Consider the following 20,910-nt stretch of genomic DNA (forward strand, 5'->3'; position numbering starts at 1 on the left):
CAGGATCATTCGTATACGAACGATATGCATGGGAGGCGGAGGGCAGTATGATCGACCGCCGCAACAAGTCCAGGCTTGGTCACGATGGCTGACACAATGACCGTCGCCGCCGGCGACAAGATCCGCTGCGATGCTTGTCCGGTGATGTGCTACATCAAGCCGGGCGCAGCGGGTGCTTGCGACCGCTACGCCAATCACGACGGCAAGCTCGTCCGTGTCGATCCGCATGTGATCCTGGAGCGCACGGTCTCGCATGGCGGCAAGCTCGTCCCGTTCCAGGTGAGCGGAGACTGGGACGGCAAGATCGTCCACGAACCCTCGACCTTCGTGACCGCGATCGGCGCGGGTACGACCTATCCCGACTACAAGCCGGCGCCGTTCATCGTCTCCGCTGAGGTCGACGGCGTCGACATGGTGACCGTGGTCACCGAGGGCATCTTCTCCTATTGCGGGATCAAGGTGAAGATCGATACCGATCGCTATCTTGGTCCGGAGACCGCGACCGTCCGCGCGCAGGGCGAGGCGGTTGGCCACGTCACGACCAGCGAATATGGCTCACAGATGCTCTCGCTCGGCGGGGTGCATCATCTGACCGGCGGCTCCAAGAAGGAAGGCCGCGTCACTTGCGACACGCTGATGGACCTCGCCAACTGCAAGGCGGTCGAGCTCACCATTGACGGTGGCGCCACCGTGGTGGTGCAGGCCGGGCGGCCGCCGATCGTCAACGGCATGAAAGAAGAGCGCATGCGCGTCGGCTGCGGCTCGGCGACGATCGGCATGTTCGCCAAGCAATGGCACGGCAAGGTCGACGAGGTCGTCGTTGTCGACGACCACATCACCGGCGTGCTCTCGGAGCATCAGGCCGGCAAGCTGCTCGACATCGCCGACACCGGCATCAAGATGAAGGGACGGCGCTCGACGCCCGGCCGCTATTTCCAGGTCGCCGATCCCGGCACGGGCTGGGGCGGTACCAACATTTCGGATCCCTTGTCGATCCTCGGGCCGTTCGATGCCAAGGAAGCGAAGCCCGGTCTGACCATGCTGATGGTCTCCACCACGGGCGAGCATTCGTCGTATTACGTGCTCGACGAAGCCTTGAAGCCAATCGAGACAGAGATGCCGGCCGAGTTGAAGTTCTCGGTCGAACGTATCCAGGAAAACTGCGAGCCCGCGCTGTGCACCGTGCTGTTCATGGCCGGGGCCGGCGGCTCCTTGCGCGCCGGCGTCACCGACAATCCGGTGCGGCTGACGCGTTCGGTGAAGGATGCGCTGACGCGCGTCACCAGCGGCGGCGCGCCGGTCTATGTCTGGCCCGGCGGCGGCATCACCTACATGGTCGATGTGACGCAGATGCCGTCAGGCGCGTTCGGCTATGTGCCGACGCCGGCGCTGGTCGCGCCGATCGAATTCACGATGAAGCTGTCCGACTACGCCGCGCTCGGCGGCCACATGGATTATGTCCGGCCGCTGTCGTCGCTGCGGGACAGCGCCGAGGTCCGGCCGATGCCGTATCTCCCCGGGCGGCGCGCATGACCAGAGCGTTTTCCAGCGAAGTGGATACCGGTTCGCGCAAAGAAAACGCGTCAAAACAGGAATCTGGAGCCCCGTTCCGATTCCATCGGAACGGAAGACGCTCCAGGCTCCCGCAAATCGCGCTTCTTCCTGACGGCAAGCGGCTGCATTTGCAGGACGGTCCGATTGATCTGGTTATCGAGGCCAAGGGCGGCGATGCTGACATTCGTACCGCGTATCAGGCCGCGGTCGAGCGCTTCACCGGCTTGCTCGACGAACTCTGCGCGGAACTGGCCGAACTGCGCAGCGCAGCCGCTCCGGGCGGGTGCACGCTGAAAGGTGTGGTCGCACAGCGCATGCATGCGGCGGTCGCGCCGTTTGCCGCCGATTGCTTCATCACGCCGATGGCAGCGGTTGCGGGCTCGGTCGCCGAGGAAATTTTGGGCGCGATGCTTGAGGCCGCAACGCTCGACAGTGCCTATGTCAACAACGGCGGCGACATTGCCCTGCATCTCGGCGACGGCGAACAATTCACCGTCGGTTTGATGGACCGGCCGGACCGCCATGGCGTGATGCGCACCATGACGGTCGATGCCGACACGCCGGTCCGCGGCATCGCGACCCGCGGCCGCCACGGCCGCAGCTTTTCGCTCGGCATCGCCGATGCCGTGACGGTGCTGGCGGCGACCGCATCGCAGGCCGATGCGGCGGCGACGGTGATCGCGAATGCCGTCGATCTGCCCAATCATCCCGCGATCCTGCGCGTTCAGGCGAGCGAGCTGCAGCCCGACAGCGACCTCGGCGCGCGGCTGGTGACCCGCGATGTCGGGCGGCTGGCGGAACACGAGGTCGAACAGGCGCTCGAGGCGGGGGCGGCGCGGGCGCGCGACCTCCTGATGTCGGGATTGATCGAGGGCGCGGCATTGCGTCTACTGGGCGAAACGCGGCTTGTCGGTGCAATTGGGAACGGAGCGCCGGCGTCGCACGCGCTACAGAGAAGAACGACAGAACACATGCTGCGGGCATGACCGGGAGCAAGGCAAGATGAGCGCCGTCATTCGCAAGATCGTCACCGTGGTCGAGGAGACCCATCTGGAGATGGGCAAGACCATCGCACCGCCGACAAGGCGTGCTGCCGCGATCGCCGTGATCGAAAACCCCTTTGCCGGCCGCTATGTCGAGGACCTGTCGCCGCTGATCGTGATCGGCGAGGAACTCGGCGAACTGCTCTCGAAGCGCGCGGTGGCCGCGCTCGGCATCGATGGCGCCAAGGCGCAGAGCTACGGCAAGGCAGCCGCGGTCGGCGAGAACGGCGAGCTGGAGCATGCCGCCGCCATCCTCCACCCCAAGATGGGCGCGCCGGTGCGCAAAGTGCTGGGCAAGGGCGCCGCTCTGATTCCATCCTCGAAGAAGCGTAGCGGGCCGGGCACGACGCTGGACATTCCGCTCGGGCACAAGGATGCTGCCTTCGTGCGCAGTCACTTCGACGGCATGGAAGTGCAGATCAACGACGCGCCGCGCGCCAACGAGATCATGGTCGCGGTCGCCGTCACCGACAGCGGCCGTCCGCTGCCGCGCGTCGGCGGGCTGACGGTCGCGGAGATCAAGGGCGAAGACGGTTTGCGATAATCTCTTTGAAGAAAAACTGGAGGACGGGATGCGTGGTTATTTCGTAGGGGCGGGATTGGCGATCGCGGTCGCGACCATGGCAACGAGCGCCATGACGACGCAGGCCATGGCGCAGGACATCAAGATCGGCGAGATCAACAGCTACTCGCTGCTGCCGGCGTTCACCGAGCCCTATCGCAAGGGCTGGCAGCTTGCGGTCGAGGAGATCAATGCGGCAGGCGGCATCAACGGCAAGAAGCTCGTCGTCATTTCCAAGGATGATGGCGGCAAGCCGGCGGACGCGCAGACCGCGGCGAACGAACTCGTCTCGAGCGAGGGCGTTGCGATGCTCGCAGGCACCTTCCTGTCCAACATCGGCCTTGCGGTCTCGGACTTCGCCAACCAGAAGAAGGTGTTCTTCCTCGCGGCCGAGCCGCTGACGGACGCCATCACGTGGTCCAAGGGCAACAAGTACACCTTCCGCCTGCGTCCCTCCAACTACATGCAGGCGGCGATGCTGGTCGAGGCGGCGGCGAAGCTGCCGGCCAAGCGCTGGGCCACGATCGCGCCGAACTACGAATACGGCCAGTCGGCGGTCGCCGTGTTCAAGAAGCTGATGTCGGAGAAGCGTCCCGACATCCAGTGGGTCGACGAACAATGGCCGCCGCAGGGCAAGATCGACGCAGGTCCGGTGGTGCAGGCGGTTGCGGCCGCCAATCCCGAAGCGATCCTCAACGTCACCTTCGGCGCCGACCTCGTGAAGCTCGTGCGCGAAGGCAACACCCGCGGCCTGTTCAAGGGGCGCGAGGTCGTCTCGTTCCTCACGGGCGAGCCCGAATATCTCGACCCGCTCAAGGACGAGACGCCGGAGGGCTGGATCGTCACCGGCTATCCCTGGTACTCGATCAAGACGCCCGAGCATGACGCGTTCCTCAAGGCCTATCAGGCCAAATACAACGACTATCCGCGTCTCGGCTCGATCGTCGGCTACCAGACCATCAAGTCGGCGGCCGCCATTCTCGCGAAGGCCGGCTCGACCGATCCGGAGAAGCTGATTGCCGCGGCGGAAGGGCTGTCCGTGCCGTCGCCATTCGGCGAGATCACCTTCCGCAAGATCGACCACCAGTCCACGCTCGGTGCCTATGTCGGCAAGACCGCGCTGAAGGACGGCAAGGGCGTGATGGTCGACACCGCCTATCGCAAGGGTGCGGACTATCTGCCCAGCGATGCCGAAGTCGCGAAGCTGCGCCCGAAGGATTGATGTCCTTCTTCTCCCTCTCCCCGCGCTTGCGGGGTCGAGACGAGCGAAGCTCGCTCTTAGAGGGGCGGGGTGAGGGGCTGTCTCCACAAGCGTGCTTGCGGAGAGTCCCCCCTCACCCGAAACTCAAGCTGGTGCTTGAGTTTCGACCTCTCCCCGCAGGCGGGGCGAGGTGAACAGAAACTCCAACCCGGACCGCCGATGGCCTTTTATGTCGTACAGTTTCTGACCGGTCTCGCCAGCGCAGCGTCGCTGTTCCTGGTGGCCTCGGGCCTGTCGATCATCTTCGGCGTGACCCGGATCGTGAATTTCGCGCATGGCGCCTTCTACATGATCGGCGCCTACATCGCCTTTACGCTCACCGAGCGGCTTTCGGGTGCGTTTGGGTTCTGGGGCAGCATCGTGCTGGCCGCGCTGGCCGTGGCGATGATCGGCGTGATCGTCGAGATGGTGCTGCTGCGCCGGATCTATCATTCGCCGGAGCTGTTCCAGCTGCTCGCGACCTTCGGCCTGACCTTGATGGTCGAGGACCTCGTGGTGCTGATCTGGGGACCCGACGATCTCGTCGGCCGCCGTGCGCCGGGCTTCAGGGGCGCCATCGATTTCTTCGGCCAGAACATTCCGAGCTATGATCTGTTTCTGATCGTGCTGGGCCCCGTCGTGCTCGGCATTCTCTGGCTGCTGTTCCAGCGCACGCGATGGGGCGTCTTGGTGCGCGCCGCGACGCAGGACCGCGACATGGTCGCGGCGCTCGGCGTCAACCAGAAATGGCTGTTCACGTCAGTGTTCGCGGTCGGCGTCTTCCTCGCAGCCCTCGGCGGCGCGCTTCAGATCCCGCGCGATGCCGTGCATCACGCCATGGATCTGCGCATCATCGTCGAGGTGTTCGTCGTGGTCGTGATTGGCGGCCTCGGCAGCATCGTCGGTGCCTTCGTCGCTGCCGTGCTGGTCTCCGAGCTGAACGCCTTCGGCATCCTGATCTTCCCGAAGATCTCCATCATTCTCGTCTTCCTGGTGATGGCGGTGGTGCTGATCGTGCGGCCCTGGGGCCTGTTCGGCAAGCCGGAGGCGGCCGCGCGCAAGACGCCTGGCCTCACCGTCAATCCCTGGCGCCCGCTGACGTCGAACGAACGGTTCGCCGCGATTGCCGTGCTCGTCCTCGCCGCTGCGCTGCCCTTCGTCGCGGGCAATTATCTGCTGACCGTGGGCTCGGAGATCGCGATCTTCGTGATCTTCGCCGTCAGCCTGCACTTCCTGATGTCGGTCGGCGGCCTCGCGTCCTTCGGTCATGCGGCCTATTTCGGGCTCGGCGCCTATGGCATCGCCTTCCTCGCCAAGATGGCGGGGCTGCCGATGATCGTGTGTCTGTTGCTCGGCCCGCTGCTCGGCTGCATGGGGGCCGCCGTGTTCGGCTTCTTCGCGGTGCAGCTCTCGGGCGTCTATTTCGCGATGCTGACGCTCGCCTTCGCGCAGATCGTGTGGTCGATCGCATTCCAATGGGTGAGCGTGACCGGCGGCGACAACGGCATTCTGGGTCTCTGGCCGTCGAGCTGGGCGGCGAGCCCGTCGCATTTCTACTGGCTTGCGCTCGGCATCGCCGCGCTTGCGGTGGTGATTCTCCGCATCATGGTGTTCTCGCCGTTCGGTTACGCGCTGCGCGCGACGCGCGACTCGCTTCTTCGCAGCGAAGCGATCGGCATCGATGCCAAGCGGATCCAGTGGACCGCTTTCGTGATTGCCGGCACGACCGCCGGCATCGGCGGCGCGCTGTTCGCCTACCTCAAGGGCAGCGTGTTCCCCGACAATCTCGGCATCTCGCTGTCGGTCGACGCACTCGTCATGGTGCTGCTCGGCGGTGTCGAGACGGTGTCCGGCGCCGTGATCGGCGCCATCGTCTACAAGGCGTTGAACATCTGGCTGGTGAGCCAGACCGATCTGTCGAAGCTCGTGCTCGGCGGCTTCATCATGCTGATCGTCGTCGTCTTCCCGAAGGGGATCGTCGGCATGCTCGAAGCCTTGATGCATCGCCGGCGCAAATCCTCGTCGTCGGTATCGCCCTTGCTGACCTCCCGCATCGAGAGCGCCGAATGAGCATGGTTCCCACATTGCTGGCGGTCGAAGGCCTGACCAAATCCTATGGCGGCATCCATGCGGTGCGCGGCGTCTCGTTCTCGCTGCGCGCGGGCGAGATCCTGGCGCTGATCGGTCCGAACGGCGCCGGCAAGAGCACCTGCTTCGACATGCTCAACGGCCAGAACATTCCCGACAGCGGCCGCATCCGCGTGCTGGGCGCGGAGACCACCGGCAAGAAGCCGCGCGTGATCTGGCGCATGGGCGTCGGCCGCACCTTTCAGATCGCGGCGACGTTCCCAACCATGACGGTACGCGAGAACGTGCAGGTCGCGCTGGTCTCGCATGGCGGGCAGTTGTTCAATCTGTGGGCCTCGACCGCCCGCCACGCTCGAGACGAGGCCGGCCGCCTGCTCGAGCTGGTCGGCATGGGCGGCTACGCGGACCGTCCCTGCGGCGAGCTGGCCTATGGCGATCTCAAGCGGCTCGAGCTTGCGGTCGCGCTCGCCAACCAGCCGAAGCTGCTGCTGATGGACGAGCCGACCGCGGGCATGGCGCCGCGCGAGCGCGTCGATCTGATGCGGCTGACCGCGAGCATTGCGCGCGAGAAATCCATCGGCGTGCTCTTCACCGAGCACGACATGGACGTGGTGTTCGAGCATGCCGACCGCATCATCGTGCTCAACCGCGGGACGTTGATCGCCGAGGGCTCGCCGGCGGAGGTGCGCGGCAATCCGCAGGTGCAGGCAGTCTATCTCGGCGAGGGCCTCGTCTACGATGCCCGCCACCGCGAGGGAACATCGGCATGAAGCTGACGGTAAAGGACCTCAACAGCTTCTATGGTCCGGCCCATATCCTGTTCGACATCGGCTTCGAGGTCGGTGACGGCGAGGTCGTGGCATTGCTTGGGCGCAACGGCGCGGGCAAGTCGACGACCTTCCGCTCGATCGTCGGCCTCGTCCAGAACCGCTCCGGCCGCGTGATGTTCGAGGGCCGGGACGTCTCTGATCTGCCGACGCACGAGATCGTGCGCGAGGGGCTCGGCTACGTTCCGGAGGAGCGGCGCATCTTCACCGATTTGACGGTTGAAGAGAATCTCGAAGTCGGCAAGCAGCCGAAGCGGGCAGCCGCGCCGCAATGGGATCGCGAAAAGCTGTTCGCGCTGTTTCCCAATCTGGGTGAGATGAAGAACCGTCCGGGCGGCCGCATGAGCGGCGGCGAGCAGCAGATGCTGACGATCGCGCGCACGCTGATGGGCAATCCCTCGCTGGTACTGCTCGACGAGCCCTCGGAAGGCCTGTCGCCGAAGATCGTGGAGCAGATGGTGGATGCCATCCTGACCATGAAGAAGGAGGGCGTCAGCATCGTCGTTTCCGAGCAGAACCTGCATTTCGCGCGATTGATCTCCGACCGCGCCTACATCATCGAGCGCGGCCGGATCTGCTTCGGCGGCACCATGGCCGAGCTCGACGCGCGTCCTGATATCCGCGACGCGCATCTGTCGTTGTGAGGGCGGGGTGGACAATGGCGAGGAGTGCGGCACCGAAGCGAAACGGGAAGGCGACCAAGCCGGGATACGTGCTGGACGAGCAGATCGGCTTCATCCTGCGCCAGGTGTCGCAGCGCCACGCCGTGATCTTCGCCCGCGACATCGGCACCAATTTGACGCCGACACAATGGGCGGCATTGTCGAAACTGGCCGAGACCGGGCCGTGCTCGCAGAACCAGCTCGGGCGGCTGACGGCGATGGACGTCGCTACCATCAAGGGCGTGATCGATCGTCTCACCGCGCGCGGCCTGACCGAGACCTCGCCCGATCCCGACGACGGCCGCCGCCTGCTGGTGAGCCTGACACGCGCCGGCCAGCAGATGGCCGACAAGGCCGCGCCCAATGCGCTGGTGATCTCCAGGGAGACGCTGGCGCCGCTCGACGCCAAGGAGCGCGAGACGCTGATCGCGCTGCTCGGCAAGTTGCGGTGAAGCAATCTATCAGCGTTACGCAGGCAGATTGTCGGATGGGGTAGAGCGCAGCGAAACGCATCGGCTTTCGTTCCGCGGATCGAGATGGTGGGTTTCGCTTCGCTCTACCCACCCTACGATTCCAGGCCAAGCGCCAGCGCGACGGCGCCCACCAGCACCAGGCTGAGCGCCCAAACCGTGTCGAGGTTGAACCAGCTCCGGGATACGAATTTCAGGCCGAGGTAGCGGTAGACCAGCCATGCCAGGCATCCGCCGGCGGCGATCATCGCGCCGGCATGGACGATCGAGACCAGCACGGCCATGGTGAGGCTGGTATCGATCAGGCTGTTGGCAGCCGCATGGCCTTGGTCGGCTTCAGCCTCGCGGCACAGCCCCAGATAGATCGGCACCAGCATCAGCGCCGCGCCATGGGCGATCGCCACCGCGAATGACCACAGGACAAGTTGCGTCGGCGGTATTCGGGCCAGGGCCCGCGGATGGCGCCGGTCGATCAGCCGATAGATGCCAAACAGGATGACGAGCAGGCTGGCGCCGATCCGGATCGTGCGCTGCCATTCGACGAGGGTGATCAGCAGCGCGAACGGAAGGATCACCAGCAGCATCGCCAGCAAATGACCGATCGCGAGCGGGCCAAGCGCGGTCACCAGTGCGCGCGAACTCCTCTGCATCAATCCCGCAGAAACGGCGAGCGGCCAGCCCATGCCCGGGTTGATCCCGTGGTAGAGGCCGCTCGCGATGACCGCCAGCCACAGCCAGGCCGGAGTCCAGTCGGCCGGGCCCACGTCAGGGCCTTTTCCGTTCCGATCGAATCGGAACGGGCTCTGGATTCTTGTTTTGACGCGTATTCTTCACGCGAACCGGTACCTACTTCGCTTGAAAACGCTCTAGACCGACGGATAGCAGAACGAGTCGGTGGAGCAGTCGCCGCCATCGAGCCGGATCTGGTGCGCCCGGTAGCCGTCGGGGAAGCTGACCCAGTAGTCCTTCGCCAGTTCGAGCCCACCGCCCGGGCTTGCATTCGCCATCACCTCGGCGCCGGGAATGCCTTGCGGATAGAACTGGTCATCCCAGGTGGAATAGAGCGAGTTGGTCCAGAAAACGCGCCTGCCGTCGCGGCTGATCTCGACCATCTGCGGACCCGCCGCAAATGCCTTGCCGTTCGGATGAGGCGTGCGGCGCGCGATACCGCCGATGTGGACCGAACCCGCAAGCTTCGGCTTGCGCGGATCACTGACGTCGTACTGGCGCATTTCACCCGTGCCCCAGCACGAGACATAGAGAAACCGGTCATCCATCGACAGGTCGATGTCGGACACCAGCGGCGGCACGGCGCCAAATCCCTGGAGCAGCGGCGGGAGTTGGTCTTTCGATGCAGGCTCGGGCGGGATCGTCACCGTCTTCTCGATGTGAAACTTCCCGCCTTCTCGCCACCACGTCCAGATCGATGCTTCGAGATTCGTGGTGTCGACCACGACGCCGACGAAGCCGTACTCGCGAACCGGATCGTGCGCCGGTCGTACCTCCAGCGCCATTTGGTGATTGGCGCCGAGGTCGATGGTCTGGAAGTTGCGACGTGCGCGAAGATCCCAGAAGTGGAGACGATGTCCGTATTTGTTCGCGAGCAGATCTTCCGGGACGATCCCGTTCTCGAACTGCGGCGGCAAGGCCCATTCGCTCGTCACCATGTAGTCGCGCGGCAGATTCCACCAGAAATCATAATGCAGCGTCTGTGGACCGCGGTCGATCTCCCATCGTCCGAGGACCTCGAAGGTCTCGCAATCCATGATGAAAATGCCGGGAGGGCCGTCGGTACCGTCCTTGCCGCCGCCGCCGAGCGTGCTCACGTAGATGCCGTCCGGCCCGCAATGGATCGTGTGTGGCCGCGAGTAGCCGGTCTTCTTGAAGACTTCCTCTGGCTCGATGATCTTGTGGATCTTGGCTTTGGTCGGATCGGGCTTGGTATCGATGATGTAGATGCGCGACGAGCGCAGCCCGGGAATGATGAGATAGCGCCGCTCGATGAAGGCGTGTCCGGCGAGCGGCGACAAGGCGGAGGAGCACGCATTCCAGCCGAAATGATGAAACTCATCGCCCTTGTTGGGCATCGTCACGGTGTGGACGATCTGGCTATAGGTCGGCGATCCCGGCTTGACGTCGATGACCGCGAGAGCATCCGGCTTCGAGAAGTCCGGACTGAGCAGCAACGTGTAGGCAAAGTTCTCCGCAGGTGCTTCCATCGCGAGCTTCGGCGACGCGTGGAACGTAGGATCTGGCCTCATCGTCATCGGCTGCCTCCAGATTGTGTGATGTGGATCGACACGGCACGGCGGCATACAGCAGCAAGAACTTAAATCCGGATCGAAAAATGCCTCTTGCGAGTGCTGCCGGCTAAGGTTCGCTTGCGGGCAGACTACACCTCAACGGTGACAGCTGAAAACAAGGTTCGGTGACGGCGCCGGCGCGGCAAAGCCGCGCGGCGCCGGGCGCGCGATCTGGCAGCCCGCTCAAGGGGTTGAGCAAGCACCGATCCAGTTATCTTATCGCCCTGAGAGCAAGTGAACGTATGACCCACGAGCGGCACCAAACACTCAGTGTCGTCCCGGCTTTCGCCGGGACGACACCGGATATGTTGCACCGCTGTTCATCCCGTCACCCGCGCGCAACGGCTTGGCGCACCTCACTTCGCCACCAACTCCGGCACCTTCCCGGCCGGCGGGGTATTGCGGCTGCGTTGCGTTCGCACGATGCCGTCGATGATGGTCATGCCGATGCCGGGGAGGTCGCCGAGCTGCACGCTCTCCAGGATGTTCTTGCCCGGCGAGTGCTGCGCCTTGTCCATGATGACGAAATCGGCGGAACGGCCGACCTCGATCAGGCCGCAATCGAGCTGCCGCATCCGCGCAGTGTTGCCGGTGGCAAGGCAGAACGCGATCTCGGCCGGCAGATCGCCGAGCGAGGACAGCATCGAGACCATGCGCAAAATGCCGAGCGGCTGCACGCCGGAGCCGGCCGGCGCATCGGTGCCGAGGATGACGCGGTGCAGATCGCCCATCTCGCGCGCGGTGCGCAGCGTGAACAAGGCCGAGCGCTCATTGCCGTTGTGCACGAGCTCGAGGCCGCGCTTGCAGCCCTCGCAGATGCAGCGGATCTGGTCATCGGGCAGGGCGGTATGGCCGCCATTGATATGGCCGACGACGTCGGTGTCGGCCTCCAGCACCACGTCCTTGTCGATCAGGCCGGAGCCGGGGATCGACGGGCCGCCGGTGTGGATCGTGCTCTGAATGCCGTATTTGCGGGCCCAGCCGACCATCTTGCGTGCTGTCGGGCCGTCCTTGACGCCGCCGAGGCCGACTTCGCCGAGCAGCTTGACGCCGTTGGCAGCCATCTCCTTGAAATCCTCCTCGACCATCTCGCATTCGATCACCGGCGCGCCGGCGTGAACCTTCACGCCACCGGGACGCAAGGTCCAGAACGCGCGCTGGGCGAACACCGCCATGGCCTTCAGGCCGACGACGTCGCGGGGCCGGCCGGGCATGTGAACCTCGCCGGCGGAGATCATGGTGGTGACGCCGCCATGGAGGTAGCTGTCGATCCAGTTGGTCTGGTTCTGGCGCGGCGTCCAGTCGCCCGCGACGGGGTGGACGTGGCTGTCGATCAGGCCCGGCGCGACCGTGGTGCCCTGGGCATCGACGATGGTGGTCGCGCCCTCGGTGTTGACGTCCTTGAAGCGGCCGATCGCGGTGATCTTGCCGTTCTCGGCGACGATGGTGTCGCCGTCCAGGATCGGCTTTTCCAAGGCGCCGGACAGGATCAGGCCGATATTCCGGATCACGAGCTTGCTCGGACCGGTCGCCTGAGGTGCATCGTGCGCCATGGTTTTTCCTTTTGGTTCAACGCCTTCGCCGGCCATTGTGCCCGTGGCTTGACCGCGGGATCAAGCAGGATTATTCATTAGTATACGAATGATCGTGTACAAACGATTTTGCTGCCAATCTGGCCCGCGCGTCAAGGAAACTGAGATGAGCAATTTCAATCAGGAAAGCGTTTTGAGCGTCCACCACTGGACCGACACGCTGTTCTCGTTCAGGACCACCCGCAGCCCGACCTTCCGCTTCCGCAACGGCGAATTCACCATGATCGGGCTCAAGGTCGGCGAGAAGCCGCTGCTGCGGGCCTACAGCGTCGCCAGTGCCAATTACGAGGACACGCTGGAGTTCTTCTCGATCAAGGTCCCGGACGGCCCGCTGACCTCGCGTCTCCAGCATTTGAAGGAAGGCGACGAGATCATCGTCAGCCGCAAGGCCACCGGCACGCTGGTGATCGACAATCTGGAAGAGGGGCGCAACCTCTACCTGATCGGCACCGGCACGGGCCTTGCGCCTTTCCTGAGCGTGATCAAGGATCCCGAGACCTATGAGCGGTTTGAGAAGGTCGTGCTGCTGCACGGCTGCCGGCACGTGAAGGAGCTCGCCTATGGCGAGATGATCACCGAGCATCTGCCGAAGGACGAGCTGCTCGGCGAGTACATTCGCAATCAGCTGATCTACTACCCGACCGTGACCCGCGATCCGTTCCGCAACCGCGGCCGCATCACCGACCTCATCACGTCAGGCAAGCTGTTCAGCGATATCGGCCTGCCGGTGCTGGAAGCCGCGCATGACCGCGTCATGATCTGCGGCAGCCCGGCGCTGGTCGCGGACACCCGCGTGCTCCTGGGCGAACGCGGATTCGCCGAGGGCAACCATGGCGAGCCGGCCCAGTTCGTGGTCGAAAAGGCCTTCGCCGAGCGCTGACCGCTACGCAGTAACTCCATCTCCTCACCCTGAGGAGCTTGCGCAGCAAGCGTCTCGAAGGGCGAGGCCCGACTGGGGCCTCATGGTTCGAGACGCGCTTTCGCGCTCCTCACCCTGAGGGTTGGCGCTAGGGCCTGACCGCCGGCGTCTCCATCGGCAGGCCACGCGCCCGCGACATCAGATAGAGCTCGAGCGCAACCAGCTCGGGCGAGCCGTAGTCATAGGCCTGGGCGCGGACGCCGGTCATGCAGCTGCGCAGCCGCCGCTCGAGCGATCCCAGCGTCTGCCATTCCAGGCGGTAGAGCGGATAGCCGGTCGGCTGTCCTTGCGTGATCGCGCTGCCCGCGAGCTTCTTGTCCCAGTTATCATCGTGGCAACTGGTGCAGCCGAGATTGAGCTGGCCCTGCCGTTGCATGAACAGCGCGTGGCCCTGTTCGACGAAGGGCGCGAGCTCCGGATCGCCGCCGGCCGTAATCGGCATGCCGCGCGATTGCCGTGCGACATAGGCGGTCAGCGCCAGCAGCTCACGGCTTTCATAGGCGAAGGGCGTGGCCTGCTGGTGGTTGGTCCGGCAGAGGTTGATCCGTCCCTCGAGGTCGACCGGCTTGCCCAGCGCCTTGTCGAAGGCCGGATAGTGCGCCGCGACGCCCTTCATGCTGACGCGGGCGTCGTTGTGGCAGTCGGCGCAGGCCTTGTTGGCGGCGCCGGCCTTGCGCATCCACAGCGCTTCGCCGTCGAGCACGAACAGCATGCCGGGATTGGCGGTGTCGTCGTCCTGCATTGCCTTGCTGTCCGCGCTCATGAAGCTGTAGCCGGAGCGGCGTTCGGATCGCGGGATCTCGGTCGCGAGCGCGGCGCCCGCCATCGCCGTCAGCAGCGCGATGCAGACGGCAATCTTCATTCGACCGTGATCGAAGCCTGCGTGGTCTCCGAAAATCCCTTGTCGCCGATCCATTCGAATTCGAACTTGCCGCTCTCGGTTACCGTCGTGAAGAAGGTGATGAACGGATTGGCCGCGATCGCGGGATAAAGATCGGCGCGGAACACTTCCTTGCCATTGAAGCGGCAAATGAAGCTCGTGATGATGTCGCGCGGCACAACGCTGCCTGAGGCCGTGTGGCGGTAGCCGGTTTCCATGATGTGCGACATCAGCGTCTTGATCTCGATGACGCTGCCGCGCTTGGCCTTGGCCGGAACATTGATCAGGGCCGACGGCATCAGATCGCCTCCTCGGTGCAGGCGGCGAGCGTCACCACGACGTCGGCGGTTGCCGACCAGAACGTGTCGTCGGAGAGATGCGCGATCGCGACGACCTTCTGGGTATCGGCGAGCCGGATCCGGGTCGAGACCTGGGCCCGGCCGGAGGAGGGGCCGAGATAGAAATTGCCGATGTTCGGCTGCGGGTTCTTTTCGTTGAAGACGTGGATGCTCTTGACGTGGTCGTCGGCCGTCATCGGGCTTGCAACGCTCACCGTCATCGGCACCGTGTTGCCGTTCTCGACCAGCGGCGGAATGTCGAGCTTCACCCTGCCGCTGTGCACATCGGCCTCGCCGACGACATTGCGGACCGCGGCCGACAGCATCGCCGGCGTTGCGTCCACGGGGCGCACGATCACCAGCGCGGCGGCGCCGCTAGTCAGGCTCAGAAACGTCCGGCGTGTGGTGTGGTCCGAATTCGCCATCGCTTGGTCCTAGTTCCGCAGTGTCGTCAAGTAAGCCACGATATCCTCGATCTGCTCCGCCGACAGGATCGGCCTGCCGCGCCAGGAGGTGCCGACCCGCACGAGCCCTTCGACGTGATAGTAGGACGGCATGATCGTCGCCGCGTTGAGATGCGACGCATCGACCAGACGGAGCCGCAACTGTCCTTCCGACCAGCGGCTGCCGCTGCCGGCGAGGTTCGGCGCGAGGTCGCCCTGGAACGCCTGCTCGGGAAATGGGCCGCTGTGACAGAGGATGCAAGTGGAGGAACGCTCGACGATCAGCGCGCGGCCGCGCGCGACATCGCCCTTGGTTCCCGTCAGCGAGGCTGGAATCGCATCGCCCACGACGGTGTAGGGCCGTAGCTCCTCGGCGTCGGCGGGCCAGCACGCCGCGAACAGTCCCGCGGCGAGAAGCATTGTGAGGGCGAGCCTAGCCAAAGGCATCTCCCGTGATCCTCTTGAACCAGTCGAGCGCTTGGTGAGCTTCTTGCTGGCGCACCTCGCGCGGCGCGTCGACCGGGCTCGTGGTCACCTCCGCCTCGGCGTACTGATCTTCCTTGGGCTGATAGATGCCCCTCAACGAGAAGGCGTAGCCCGGCGCGACCGTGTTGTAACAGGCACCATCGAGCCGCGGCGTCTCCGGCGCCTTGCCGGCCAGCGCGCTCACGATCGCCGCCGCGCAGGCGCGGCCTTGCGCCGCCGCCGCGGAGGCGGATTTCGGGATGCCGCCGGCGATCGCGGCATCACCGATGACGTGGATGTTGGGCACGAGCTTTGAAGCAAAGGTGACGGGATCGATCGGGCACCAGCCGGTGTGGTCGGCGGCTCCGGCGATGTCAGCGATGCGGCCGGCCCTTTGCGGCGGGATCACATTGGCGACCGCGGCGGTGTAGTTGCCGAAGTCGGTGACGATCTCATTGGTCGCCGGATCGACCGACGTCACCCGTCCGCCTTGCGACAGCGCGATCCGTTCGATCATGCCGGGATAGAGCTCCGCCCAGGCTTTCTCGAACAGCTTCTGCTGCGAGTAATTGTCCTTGGCGTCGAGCACCAGGATCTTCGACTTCGGCTTCTTCGTCTTCAGGTAATGCGCGATCAGGCCTGCGCGCTCGTAAGGCGCGGGCGGGCAGCGCAGCGGCGCAGCCGGCACCGCGATCACGACGAGGCCGCCATCGTCCATCGCTTCGAGTTGCCTGCGCAGCAAAAGCGTTTGCGCGCCGGCCTTCCAGGCGTGCGGCATCTTCTCGGCCGCTGCCTCGTCATAGCCGGAGAGGGCGTCGAAGCGCATGTCGATGCCGGGGGCCAGCACCAGCCGGTCATAGGACAGCGTCGTGCCGTCAGCGAGCGCGATGCTGCGCGCCTGGGCATCGACCTTAGTGGCCGCCTGTGCGGCGACCGTGATGCCGTCGGCAGCAACCTTGTCATAGCTGAATTGCTGTGCGGGAAGCTCGCGCAGGCCTGCGATCACCTCGTTGCTGAAGGGGCAGGAGATGTAGGTCTTGTTCGGCTCGATCAGGGTGACCTGAAGCTTTGTGTCGAGCCGCCGCAGCGCCCGCGCGCAGGCCGCGCCGCCGAAGCCGCCGCCGATCACCGCGATGCGCGGCGCCGCCTGCGCCAACGCCGGACGCGCCAAGGCAGCCGCTGCGACGGCAGCGGCGCCACGGATCACATCCCTGCGCGTCCGATGACGCGTGACGGCCATGCACGAGAATCCGTAAAGGGAAGCGGCGGCCGGTCGGGCCGCCGCTTCCGGTTTGATCAGGCGAAGCTGATGTTCTGGTTGCGCAGCGGGAAGCTGCGGATGCGCTTGCCGGTCGCGGCGAAGTACGCATTGAGCACGGCCGGCGCCGCGACGCCGATGGTCGGCTCGCCGACGCCGCCCCAGAACCCGCCGCTCGGCACCATCACCGATTCCACCTTCGGCATCTCGTTGATGCGCATCGAGTTGTAGGTGTCGAAGTTGGTCTGCTCGATCTTGCCGTCCTTGACGGTGCAGCCGCCATAGAACAGCGCGGAGAGGCCATAGACGAAAGAGCCCGCGATCTGCCGCTCCACCTGCGCCGGATTGACGATGTAGCCGGGATCGGTGGAGGCGACGATGCGATGCACCTTGATCTTGCTGCCGTCGGTCACCGAGATCTCGGCGGCGCCCGCGACATAGCTGCCGTAGCCCATGACCTGCGCGATGCCGCGATAGACGCCCTGCGGCGCCGGCGTGTCCCAGCCGATCTTCTCGGCCACGGCATTGAGCACCGCGAGGTGCTTGGGGTGATTGCCCATCAGCTTGCGACGGAATTCGAGCGGGTCCTGGCCTGCGGCCTGAGCCAGCTCGTCCATGAAACATTCCATGTAGATCGCATTGTGATTGACGTTGACGCCGCGCCAGAAGCCCGGCGGAACGTGCGGGTTGCGCATCGCATGCTCGATCAACAGGTTCGGCACCGAATAGCCGAACGCGGCGTCTCCGGACTGGGCGACGCCCTGGAACGCGACGGGATCCATGCCGTTCTGCAGCGCTTCGGGGCGAAGCGAGAACAGGATCGACTGGCCGGACAGGCGGTAGTGCAGCGCGATCAGATTGTTGTCGGCATCGAACGCGCCGGTCATCTTGCACTGGGTGATCGGGTGATACCTGCCCTGCGCCATGTCCTCTTCGCGCGACCACAACAGCTTGATCGGCGTGCCCGGCATCTGCTTGGCGATCATGACCGCCTGGCGCACATAGTCGGTCTGACCGCGCCGGCCGAAGCCGCCGCCTGGCATCACCTTGTGCACGTCGCACTTCTCGGCCGGCAGGCCGGAAGCCTCCAGCACGGCAGCAAAGGCCGCCTCGCCATTCTGCGTGCCGCACCAGACCTCGCATTTGTCCGCCGTGTAGATCGCGGTGGCGTTCATCGGCTCCATGGTGGCGTGGTTCTGGTAGGGATAGCTGTAGACGGCCTCGACCTTTTTCGCAGCACCAGCGATCGCCGCCTTGGCGTCGCCGTTCTTGTTGCCGACATAGGCCGGCTGCGCGTCGTCGAGCCCCTCGGCCAGCCACTTCGCAATCGACGCACTGGAGACCTTGGCATTGTCGCCCTCGTCCCAGACGATCGGCAACGCCTCCAGCGCGGTCTTGGCGTGCCACCAGGTGTCGGCGACGACGGCGACCGCGGTGTCGCCGACCTTGACCACCTTCTTGACGCCTTTCATGCCGGCGATCTTGGCTTCGTCGAAGCTCTTGAGCTTGCCGCCGAACACGGGGCAGTCCTTGATCGCGGCGTTCAGCATGCCCGGCAGCTTGACGTCGATGCCGTAGATCATGGCGCCGGTGGTCTTGTCGACGGTGTCGAGCCGCTTCACGCCCTTGCCGATCAGCTTCCAGTCCTTCGGATCCTTCAGCTTGACGTCCGCTGGCGGCGTCAGCTTCGCCGCAGCCTCGGCGACCTTGCCGTAGCTCGTGGTCCGGCCCGAGCGTGTATGGGTGATGACGCTGTTCGCGGCCGTGCATTCGGTGGCCGGCACTTTCCACGCATCGGCGGCCGCCTGGATCAGCATCACGCGCGCGGTGGCGCCGCCCTTGCGGACATAGTCCTGCGACGAACGGATGCCGCGGCTGCCGCCGGTCGAGAAATCGCCCCAGACGCGCTTGCGCGCGACGCTCTGGCCCGGGGTCGGGTATTCGGTCGTGACCTTGGTCCAGTCGCATTCGAGCTCCTCGGCGACGAGCTGGGCGAGACCGGTGAGCGAGCCCTGGCCCATCTCGGAGCGGGCGATGCGGATCACCACGGTGTCGTCGGGCCTGACCACGACCCAGGCGCCGATCTCGGGCGAGCCGTCGGCGGCGCGCACCACGGCGGGGCCGCCGAAGGGCAGATCGAGGCCGAGCGCGAGGCCGGCGCTGGCGGTTGCGGTGCCGATCACGAAGGCGCGGCGATTGAGCTTTGGCATGACGTGCTGGTTCATCGCTGCGTCCTTATGCGTTCGCGGCAGCGTGGATCGCCTCGCGCACCTGCTGGAAGGTGCCGCAGCGGCAGATGTTGGTGATGGCCTCGTCGATGTCGGCGTCGGTCGGCTTCGGCTTCTCGTTCAGCAGCGCCGCGACCGCCATGATCATGCCGCTCTGGCAATAGCCGCATTGCGGCACGTCCTGGGCGATCCAGGCCTCCTGCACCTTGTGCAGCGTATCGCCCGAGGCGAGCCCCTCGATCGTGGTGATCTTCTTGCCCGCCGCTTCGCTCACCGTCACGCCACAGGAGCGCATCGCGACCCCGTCGATATGCACGGTGCAGGCGCCGCATTGGGCAATGCCGCAGCCGTATTTGGTCCCCGTCAGTCCGACGTTCTCTCTGATAGCCCACAACAGTGGCGTGTCGTCCTCGACGTCTACAGTGATTGTCTTGCCGTTAATCTTGAGGTTTGCCATCGCGATCCCCTGAATGGTCCGATCCTCCGACCGGACTGCAGCACGATGTTGGCCTTGAAACTGGAACGGTTCAAATCAAGAAAATGCGCTCGCAGCGCGAAAGAAAGTTGATGCTGTGGTGTTTGGCCGCGGACTGTGCGCGCTGCATACCTGTCATGACTTTTGCGGCGAAGCGACCGCCAAACGCAGGAAGCTCATGACGCTGCCGACCGCGGCAAATCCGGCACCCAGCGCCAGCGCTACAGTGGCGCCCTCACGATCGGCCAGCGCGAAGCAGAGCGCGGCGAGGGCGGCGCCGGTGGTCTGCCCGGTCAACCGCGCGGTCGCGACGATGCCGCTGGCGCTGCCGCTGCGATGCGACGGCGCGCTCGACATGATCGCCTTCATGTTCGGGGTCTGGAAGAAGCCGAAGCCGATGCCGCAGATCATCGTGCGCCAGACGATGTTGGTGACGCTGGGCTCGGCCGGCAGGGTCGCGAGCAGCACCATACCAAGTCCCAGCAGCAGCATGCCGATGCCGCCGAGGATGCCGGCTGGATAGCGGTCCGACAGCCGGCCGGCGATCGGCGCCATGATGCCGACCACCAGCGGCCAGGGCGTCATGAAGAAGCCGGTCTCGACCTGAGAGCGGCCGAGCACATCCTCGAAGTAGAACGGCAGCGAGACGAAGGCGAGGCCCTGCACGGCGAAGGAGCACACCGCGGTCCCCGCCGACAGCGCGAACATCGGCCGGCTGAACAGGTCGATCGGCAGCATCGGCGCGGGATGGTCGGCGTGCCGCCGGGTCAGTATCCAGCCGATCACCAGCGCGCCGACAAGCTCGGCGATGACAAGCACCGGCGCGGCCTTGTGCGCGGCGCTGCCGATGCCGGTGATGAACAGGCCGAGGCAGGCGCAGGCCAGCGCCGCGCCGGTGAAATCGAAAGCGTGGGTGGCGCGCGGCGTCGTCGGCAGCGTCTTCATGCCGATCAGCAACGCGACGACGCCAAAGGGAATGTTGACGGCGAACAGCCAGGGCCACGGGCCGATCGCCAGGATGGCGGAGGCGATCGAGGGACCGAAGGTGAAGGCGGTTGCGACCACCAGCGCGTTGTGGCCGAAACCGCGGCCCTGCAGCCGTCCGGGATAGACGAAGCGCACCAGCGCGGTGTTGACGCTCATGATGCCGCTCGCGCCCAGGCCCTGCAAGGTGCGTGCGACCAAGAGGCTCGGCAGCGACCATGCCAGCGCGCAGCCGAGTGACGCCAATGTGAACAGCAGCAGGCCGCCGAGATAGATCCGCTGATGGCCGACGATTTCACCGAGCGCGCCGAGCGGCAGCAGCGTCGCTACCAGCGCGATCTGATAGACGTTGACCACCCAGACCACTTCCGCAGGGCTGACATGCAGATCGCTCGCGATCGCGGGCAGGGCGATGTTGGCGATCGCGGTATCGAGCGAGGCCATCGCCAGCGCGGTGAAGATCGCGGCCACCGCCCAGCGGCGGCGTTCCCAAGGCAATCCATCCGGCAGTCCATCGGTGATCGGCGTCGCTGCCGCGGTGGTCGGGGTCTTCTCGAGCATGCCTGAAAATGTCTCCGG

The 20,910-nt window shown here is 65.3% G+C and carries 20 protein-coding genes; 9 read left to right on the top strand and 11 right to left on the bottom strand.

Annotated features, from left to right (window positions below; all coding sequences use genetic code 11):
* Positions 1-84 precede the first annotated feature (84 nt).
* From RX327_RS12555 to RX327_RS12590, 8 genes are all read left to right on the top strand, one after another.
* Positions 85-1,533, top strand: coding sequence for a 6-hydroxynicotinate reductase (locus RX327_RS12555; RefSeq protein WP_317250411.1), 1,449 nt, complete (start codon positions 85-87; stop codon positions 1,531-1,533).
* The gene (locus RX327_RS12560) at positions 1,530-2,540 is read left to right on the top strand and encodes a UPF0280 family protein (RefSeq protein ID WP_317250412.1); all 1,011 of its coding nucleotides are present in this window, start codon (positions 1,530-1,532) and stop codon (positions 2,538-2,540) included. The genes RX327_RS12555 and RX327_RS12560 overlap by 4 nt, the downstream gene beginning before the upstream one ends.
* Before the next feature lie 16 nt (positions 2,541-2,556).
* Entirely contained in the window at positions 2,557-3,141 is a 585-nt protein-coding gene (locus RX327_RS12565) for an amino acid synthesis family protein (RefSeq protein WP_317250414.1), read from the top strand.
* A 28-nt stretch (positions 3,142-3,169) separates the two neighbouring features.
* A complete protein-coding gene (locus tag RX327_RS12570) occupies positions 3,170-4,381 on the top strand; it encodes an ABC transporter substrate-binding protein (protein WP_410712157.1) in 1,212 nt (403 codons plus the stop codon).
* Between the two features lie 198 nt (positions 4,382-4,579).
* A complete protein-coding gene (locus tag RX327_RS12575; RefSeq protein WP_317250415.1) occupies positions 4,580-6,469 on the top strand; it encodes an ABC transporter permease in 1,890 nt (629 codons plus the stop codon).
* Positions 6,466-7,257 (top strand): ABC transporter ATP-binding protein, encoded by a 792-nt coding sequence (locus RX327_RS12580; protein WP_317250416.1) that lies wholly within the window; start codon positions 6,466-6,468, stop codon positions 7,255-7,257. Before RX327_RS12575 ends, RX327_RS12580 begins: the two co-directional genes overlap by 4 nt.
* The gene (locus RX327_RS12585; RefSeq protein WP_317250417.1) at positions 7,254-7,958 is read left to right on the top strand and encodes an ABC transporter ATP-binding protein; all 705 of its coding nucleotides are present in this window, start codon (positions 7,254-7,256) and stop codon (positions 7,956-7,958) included. The genes RX327_RS12580 and RX327_RS12585 overlap by 4 nt, the downstream gene beginning before the upstream one ends.
* 14 nt (positions 7,959-7,972) lie before the next feature.
* On the top strand, positions 7,973-8,428 hold the full coding sequence (locus RX327_RS12590; RefSeq protein ID WP_317250418.1) for a MarR family winged helix-turn-helix transcriptional regulator: 456 nt from the start codon (positions 7,973-7,975) through the stop codon (positions 8,426-8,428).
* A gap of 113 nt (positions 8,429-8,541) precedes the next feature.
* Here the strand turns inward: RX327_RS12590 and RX327_RS12595 are convergent, their stop codons facing one another.
* From RX327_RS12595 to RX327_RS12605, 3 genes are all read right to left on the bottom strand, one after another.
* A complete protein-coding gene (locus RX327_RS12595; RefSeq protein WP_050385139.1) occupies positions 8,542-9,210 on the bottom strand; it encodes a hypothetical protein in 669 nt (222 codons plus the stop codon).
* A gap of 102 nt (positions 9,211-9,312) precedes the next feature.
* On the bottom strand, positions 9,313-10,713 hold the full coding sequence (locus tag RX327_RS12600; RefSeq protein WP_317250419.1) for a selenium-binding protein SBP56-related protein: 1,401 nt from the start codon (positions 10,711-10,713) through the stop codon (positions 9,313-9,315).
* Between the two features lie 392 nt (positions 10,714-11,105).
* Complete coding sequence (locus RX327_RS12605; protein ID WP_317250420.1) at positions 11,106-12,302, bottom strand: amidohydrolase family protein; 1,197 nt, start codon at positions 12,300-12,302, stop codon at positions 11,106-11,108.
* Positions 12,303-12,447: 145 nt separating this feature from the next.
* Between RX327_RS12605 and RX327_RS12610 the strand changes: the two genes are divergently transcribed.
* A complete protein-coding gene (locus RX327_RS12610) occupies positions 12,448-13,221 on the top strand; it encodes a ferredoxin--NADP reductase (RefSeq protein WP_317250421.1) in 774 nt (257 codons plus the stop codon).
* A 127-nt stretch (positions 13,222-13,348) separates the two neighbouring features.
* Here RX327_RS12610 and soxA read toward each other — a convergent pair whose 3' ends face one another.
* The 8 genes from soxA to RX327_RS12650 all read right to left on the bottom strand — a co-directional run bounded on the left by soxA (position 13,349) and on the right by RX327_RS12650 (position 20,892).
* Positions 13,349-14,122, bottom strand: a complete 774-nt coding sequence (gene soxA, locus RX327_RS12615) for a sulfur oxidation c-type cytochrome SoxA (RefSeq protein WP_317250422.1) — start codon at positions 14,120-14,122, stop codon at positions 13,349-13,351.
* The gene (gene soxZ / locus RX327_RS12620) at positions 14,119-14,439 is read right to left on the bottom strand and encodes a thiosulfate oxidation carrier complex protein SoxZ (RefSeq protein WP_028334359.1); all 321 of its coding nucleotides are present in this window, start codon (positions 14,437-14,439) and stop codon (positions 14,119-14,121) included. The genes soxA and soxZ overlap by 4 nt, the downstream gene beginning before the upstream one ends.
* Positions 14,439-14,903, bottom strand: a complete 465-nt coding sequence (locus tag RX327_RS12625; RefSeq protein WP_317250423.1) for a SoxY-related AACIE arm protein — start codon at positions 14,901-14,903, stop codon at positions 14,439-14,441. The genes soxZ and RX327_RS12625 overlap by 1 nt, the downstream gene beginning before the upstream one ends.
* 9 nt (positions 14,904-14,912) lie before the next feature.
* Positions 14,913-15,341 (bottom strand): sulfur oxidation c-type cytochrome SoxX, encoded by a 429-nt coding sequence (soxX, locus tag RX327_RS12630; RefSeq protein WP_050385133.1) that lies wholly within the window; start codon positions 15,339-15,341, stop codon positions 14,913-14,915.
* A gap of 13 nt (positions 15,342-15,354) precedes the next feature.
* On the bottom strand, positions 15,355-16,626 hold the full coding sequence (locus RX327_RS12635; protein ID WP_317250424.1) for an NAD(P)/FAD-dependent oxidoreductase: 1,272 nt from the start codon (positions 16,624-16,626) through the stop codon (positions 15,355-15,357).
* A gap of 56 nt (positions 16,627-16,682) precedes the next feature.
* Positions 16,683-18,869: a xanthine dehydrogenase family protein molybdopterin-binding subunit gene (locus RX327_RS12640; RefSeq protein ID WP_317250425.1), complete on the bottom strand. Its 2,187-nt coding sequence runs from the start codon at positions 18,867-18,869 to the stop codon at positions 16,683-16,685.
* A 10-nt stretch (positions 18,870-18,879) separates the two neighbouring features.
* A complete protein-coding gene (locus RX327_RS12645; RefSeq protein WP_317250426.1) occupies positions 18,880-19,329 on the bottom strand; it encodes a (2Fe-2S)-binding protein in 450 nt (149 codons plus the stop codon).
* A gap of 153 nt (positions 19,330-19,482) precedes the next feature.
* Positions 19,483-20,892, bottom strand: coding sequence for an MFS transporter (locus tag RX327_RS12650; protein ID WP_317250427.1), 1,410 nt, complete (start codon positions 20,890-20,892; stop codon positions 19,483-19,485).
* Positions 20,893-20,910 lie beyond the last annotated feature (18 nt).

The organism is Bradyrhizobium sp. BEA-2-5, assembly GCF_032918025.1.
Classification (GTDB): Bacteria; Pseudomonadota; Alphaproteobacteria; order Rhizobiales; family Xanthobacteraceae; genus Bradyrhizobium; species Bradyrhizobium pachyrhizi.

Coding starts and splice junctions, on each gene's coding strand:
- RX327_RS12590 (WP_317250418.1), top strand. CDS start 7,973: ATGGCGAGGAGTGCGGCACCGAAGCGAAACGGGAAGGCGACCAAGCCG.
- RX327_RS12605 (WP_317250420.1), bottom strand. CDS start 12,302: ATGGCGCACGATGCACCTCAGGCGACCGGTCCGAGCAAGCTCGTGATC.
- RX327_RS12600 (WP_317250419.1), bottom strand. CDS start 10,713: ATGACGATGAGGCCAGATCCTACGTTCCACGCGTCGCCGAAGCTCGCG.
- RX327_RS12625 (WP_317250423.1), bottom strand. CDS start 14,903: ATGGCGAATTCGGACCACACCACACGCCGGACGTTTCTGAGCCTGACT.
- RX327_RS12645 (WP_317250426.1), bottom strand. CDS start 19,329: ATGGCAAACCTCAAGATTAACGGCAAGACAATCACTGTAGACGTCGAG.
- RX327_RS12580 (WP_317250416.1), top strand. CDS start 6,466: ATGAGCATGGTTCCCACATTGCTGGCGGTCGAAGGCCTGACCAAATCC.
- soxA (WP_317250422.1), bottom strand. CDS start 14,122: ATGAAGATTGCCGTCTGCATCGCGCTGCTGACGGCGATGGCGGGCGCC.
- RX327_RS12640 (WP_317250425.1), bottom strand. CDS start 18,869: ATGAACCAGCACGTCATGCCAAAGCTCAATCGCCGCGCCTTCGTGATC.
- RX327_RS12570 (WP_410712157.1), top strand. CDS start 3,170: ATGCGTGGTTATTTCGTAGGGGCGGGATTGGCGATCGCGGTCGCGACC.
- RX327_RS12575 (WP_317250415.1), top strand. CDS start 4,580: ATGGCCTTTTATGTCGTACAGTTTCTGACCGGTCTCGCCAGCGCAGCG.
- RX327_RS12610 (WP_317250421.1), top strand. CDS start 12,448: ATGAGCAATTTCAATCAGGAAAGCGTTTTGAGCGTCCACCACTGGACC.
- RX327_RS12565 (WP_317250414.1), top strand. CDS start 2,557: ATGAGCGCCGTCATTCGCAAGATCGTCACCGTGGTCGAGGAGACCCAT.
- soxZ (WP_028334359.1), bottom strand. CDS start 14,439: ATGCCGTCGGCCCTGATCAATGTTCCGGCCAAGGCCAAGCGCGGCAGC.
- RX327_RS12585 (WP_317250417.1), top strand. CDS start 7,254: ATGAAGCTGACGGTAAAGGACCTCAACAGCTTCTATGGTCCGGCCCAT.
- soxX (WP_050385133.1), bottom strand. CDS start 15,341: ATGCTTCTCGCCGCGGGACTGTTCGCGGCGTGCTGGCCCGCCGACGCC.
- RX327_RS12555 (WP_317250411.1), top strand. CDS start 85: ATGGCTGACACAATGACCGTCGCCGCCGGCGACAAGATCCGCTGCGAT.
- RX327_RS12560 (WP_317250412.1), top strand. CDS start 1,530: ATGACCAGAGCGTTTTCCAGCGAAGTGGATACCGGTTCGCGCAAAGAA.
- RX327_RS12650 (WP_317250427.1), bottom strand. CDS start 20,892: ATGCTCGAGAAGACCCCGACCACCGCGGCAGCGACGCCGATCACCGAT.
- RX327_RS12635 (WP_317250424.1), bottom strand. CDS start 16,626: ATGGCCGTCACGCGTCATCGGACGCGCAGGGATGTGATCCGTGGCGCC.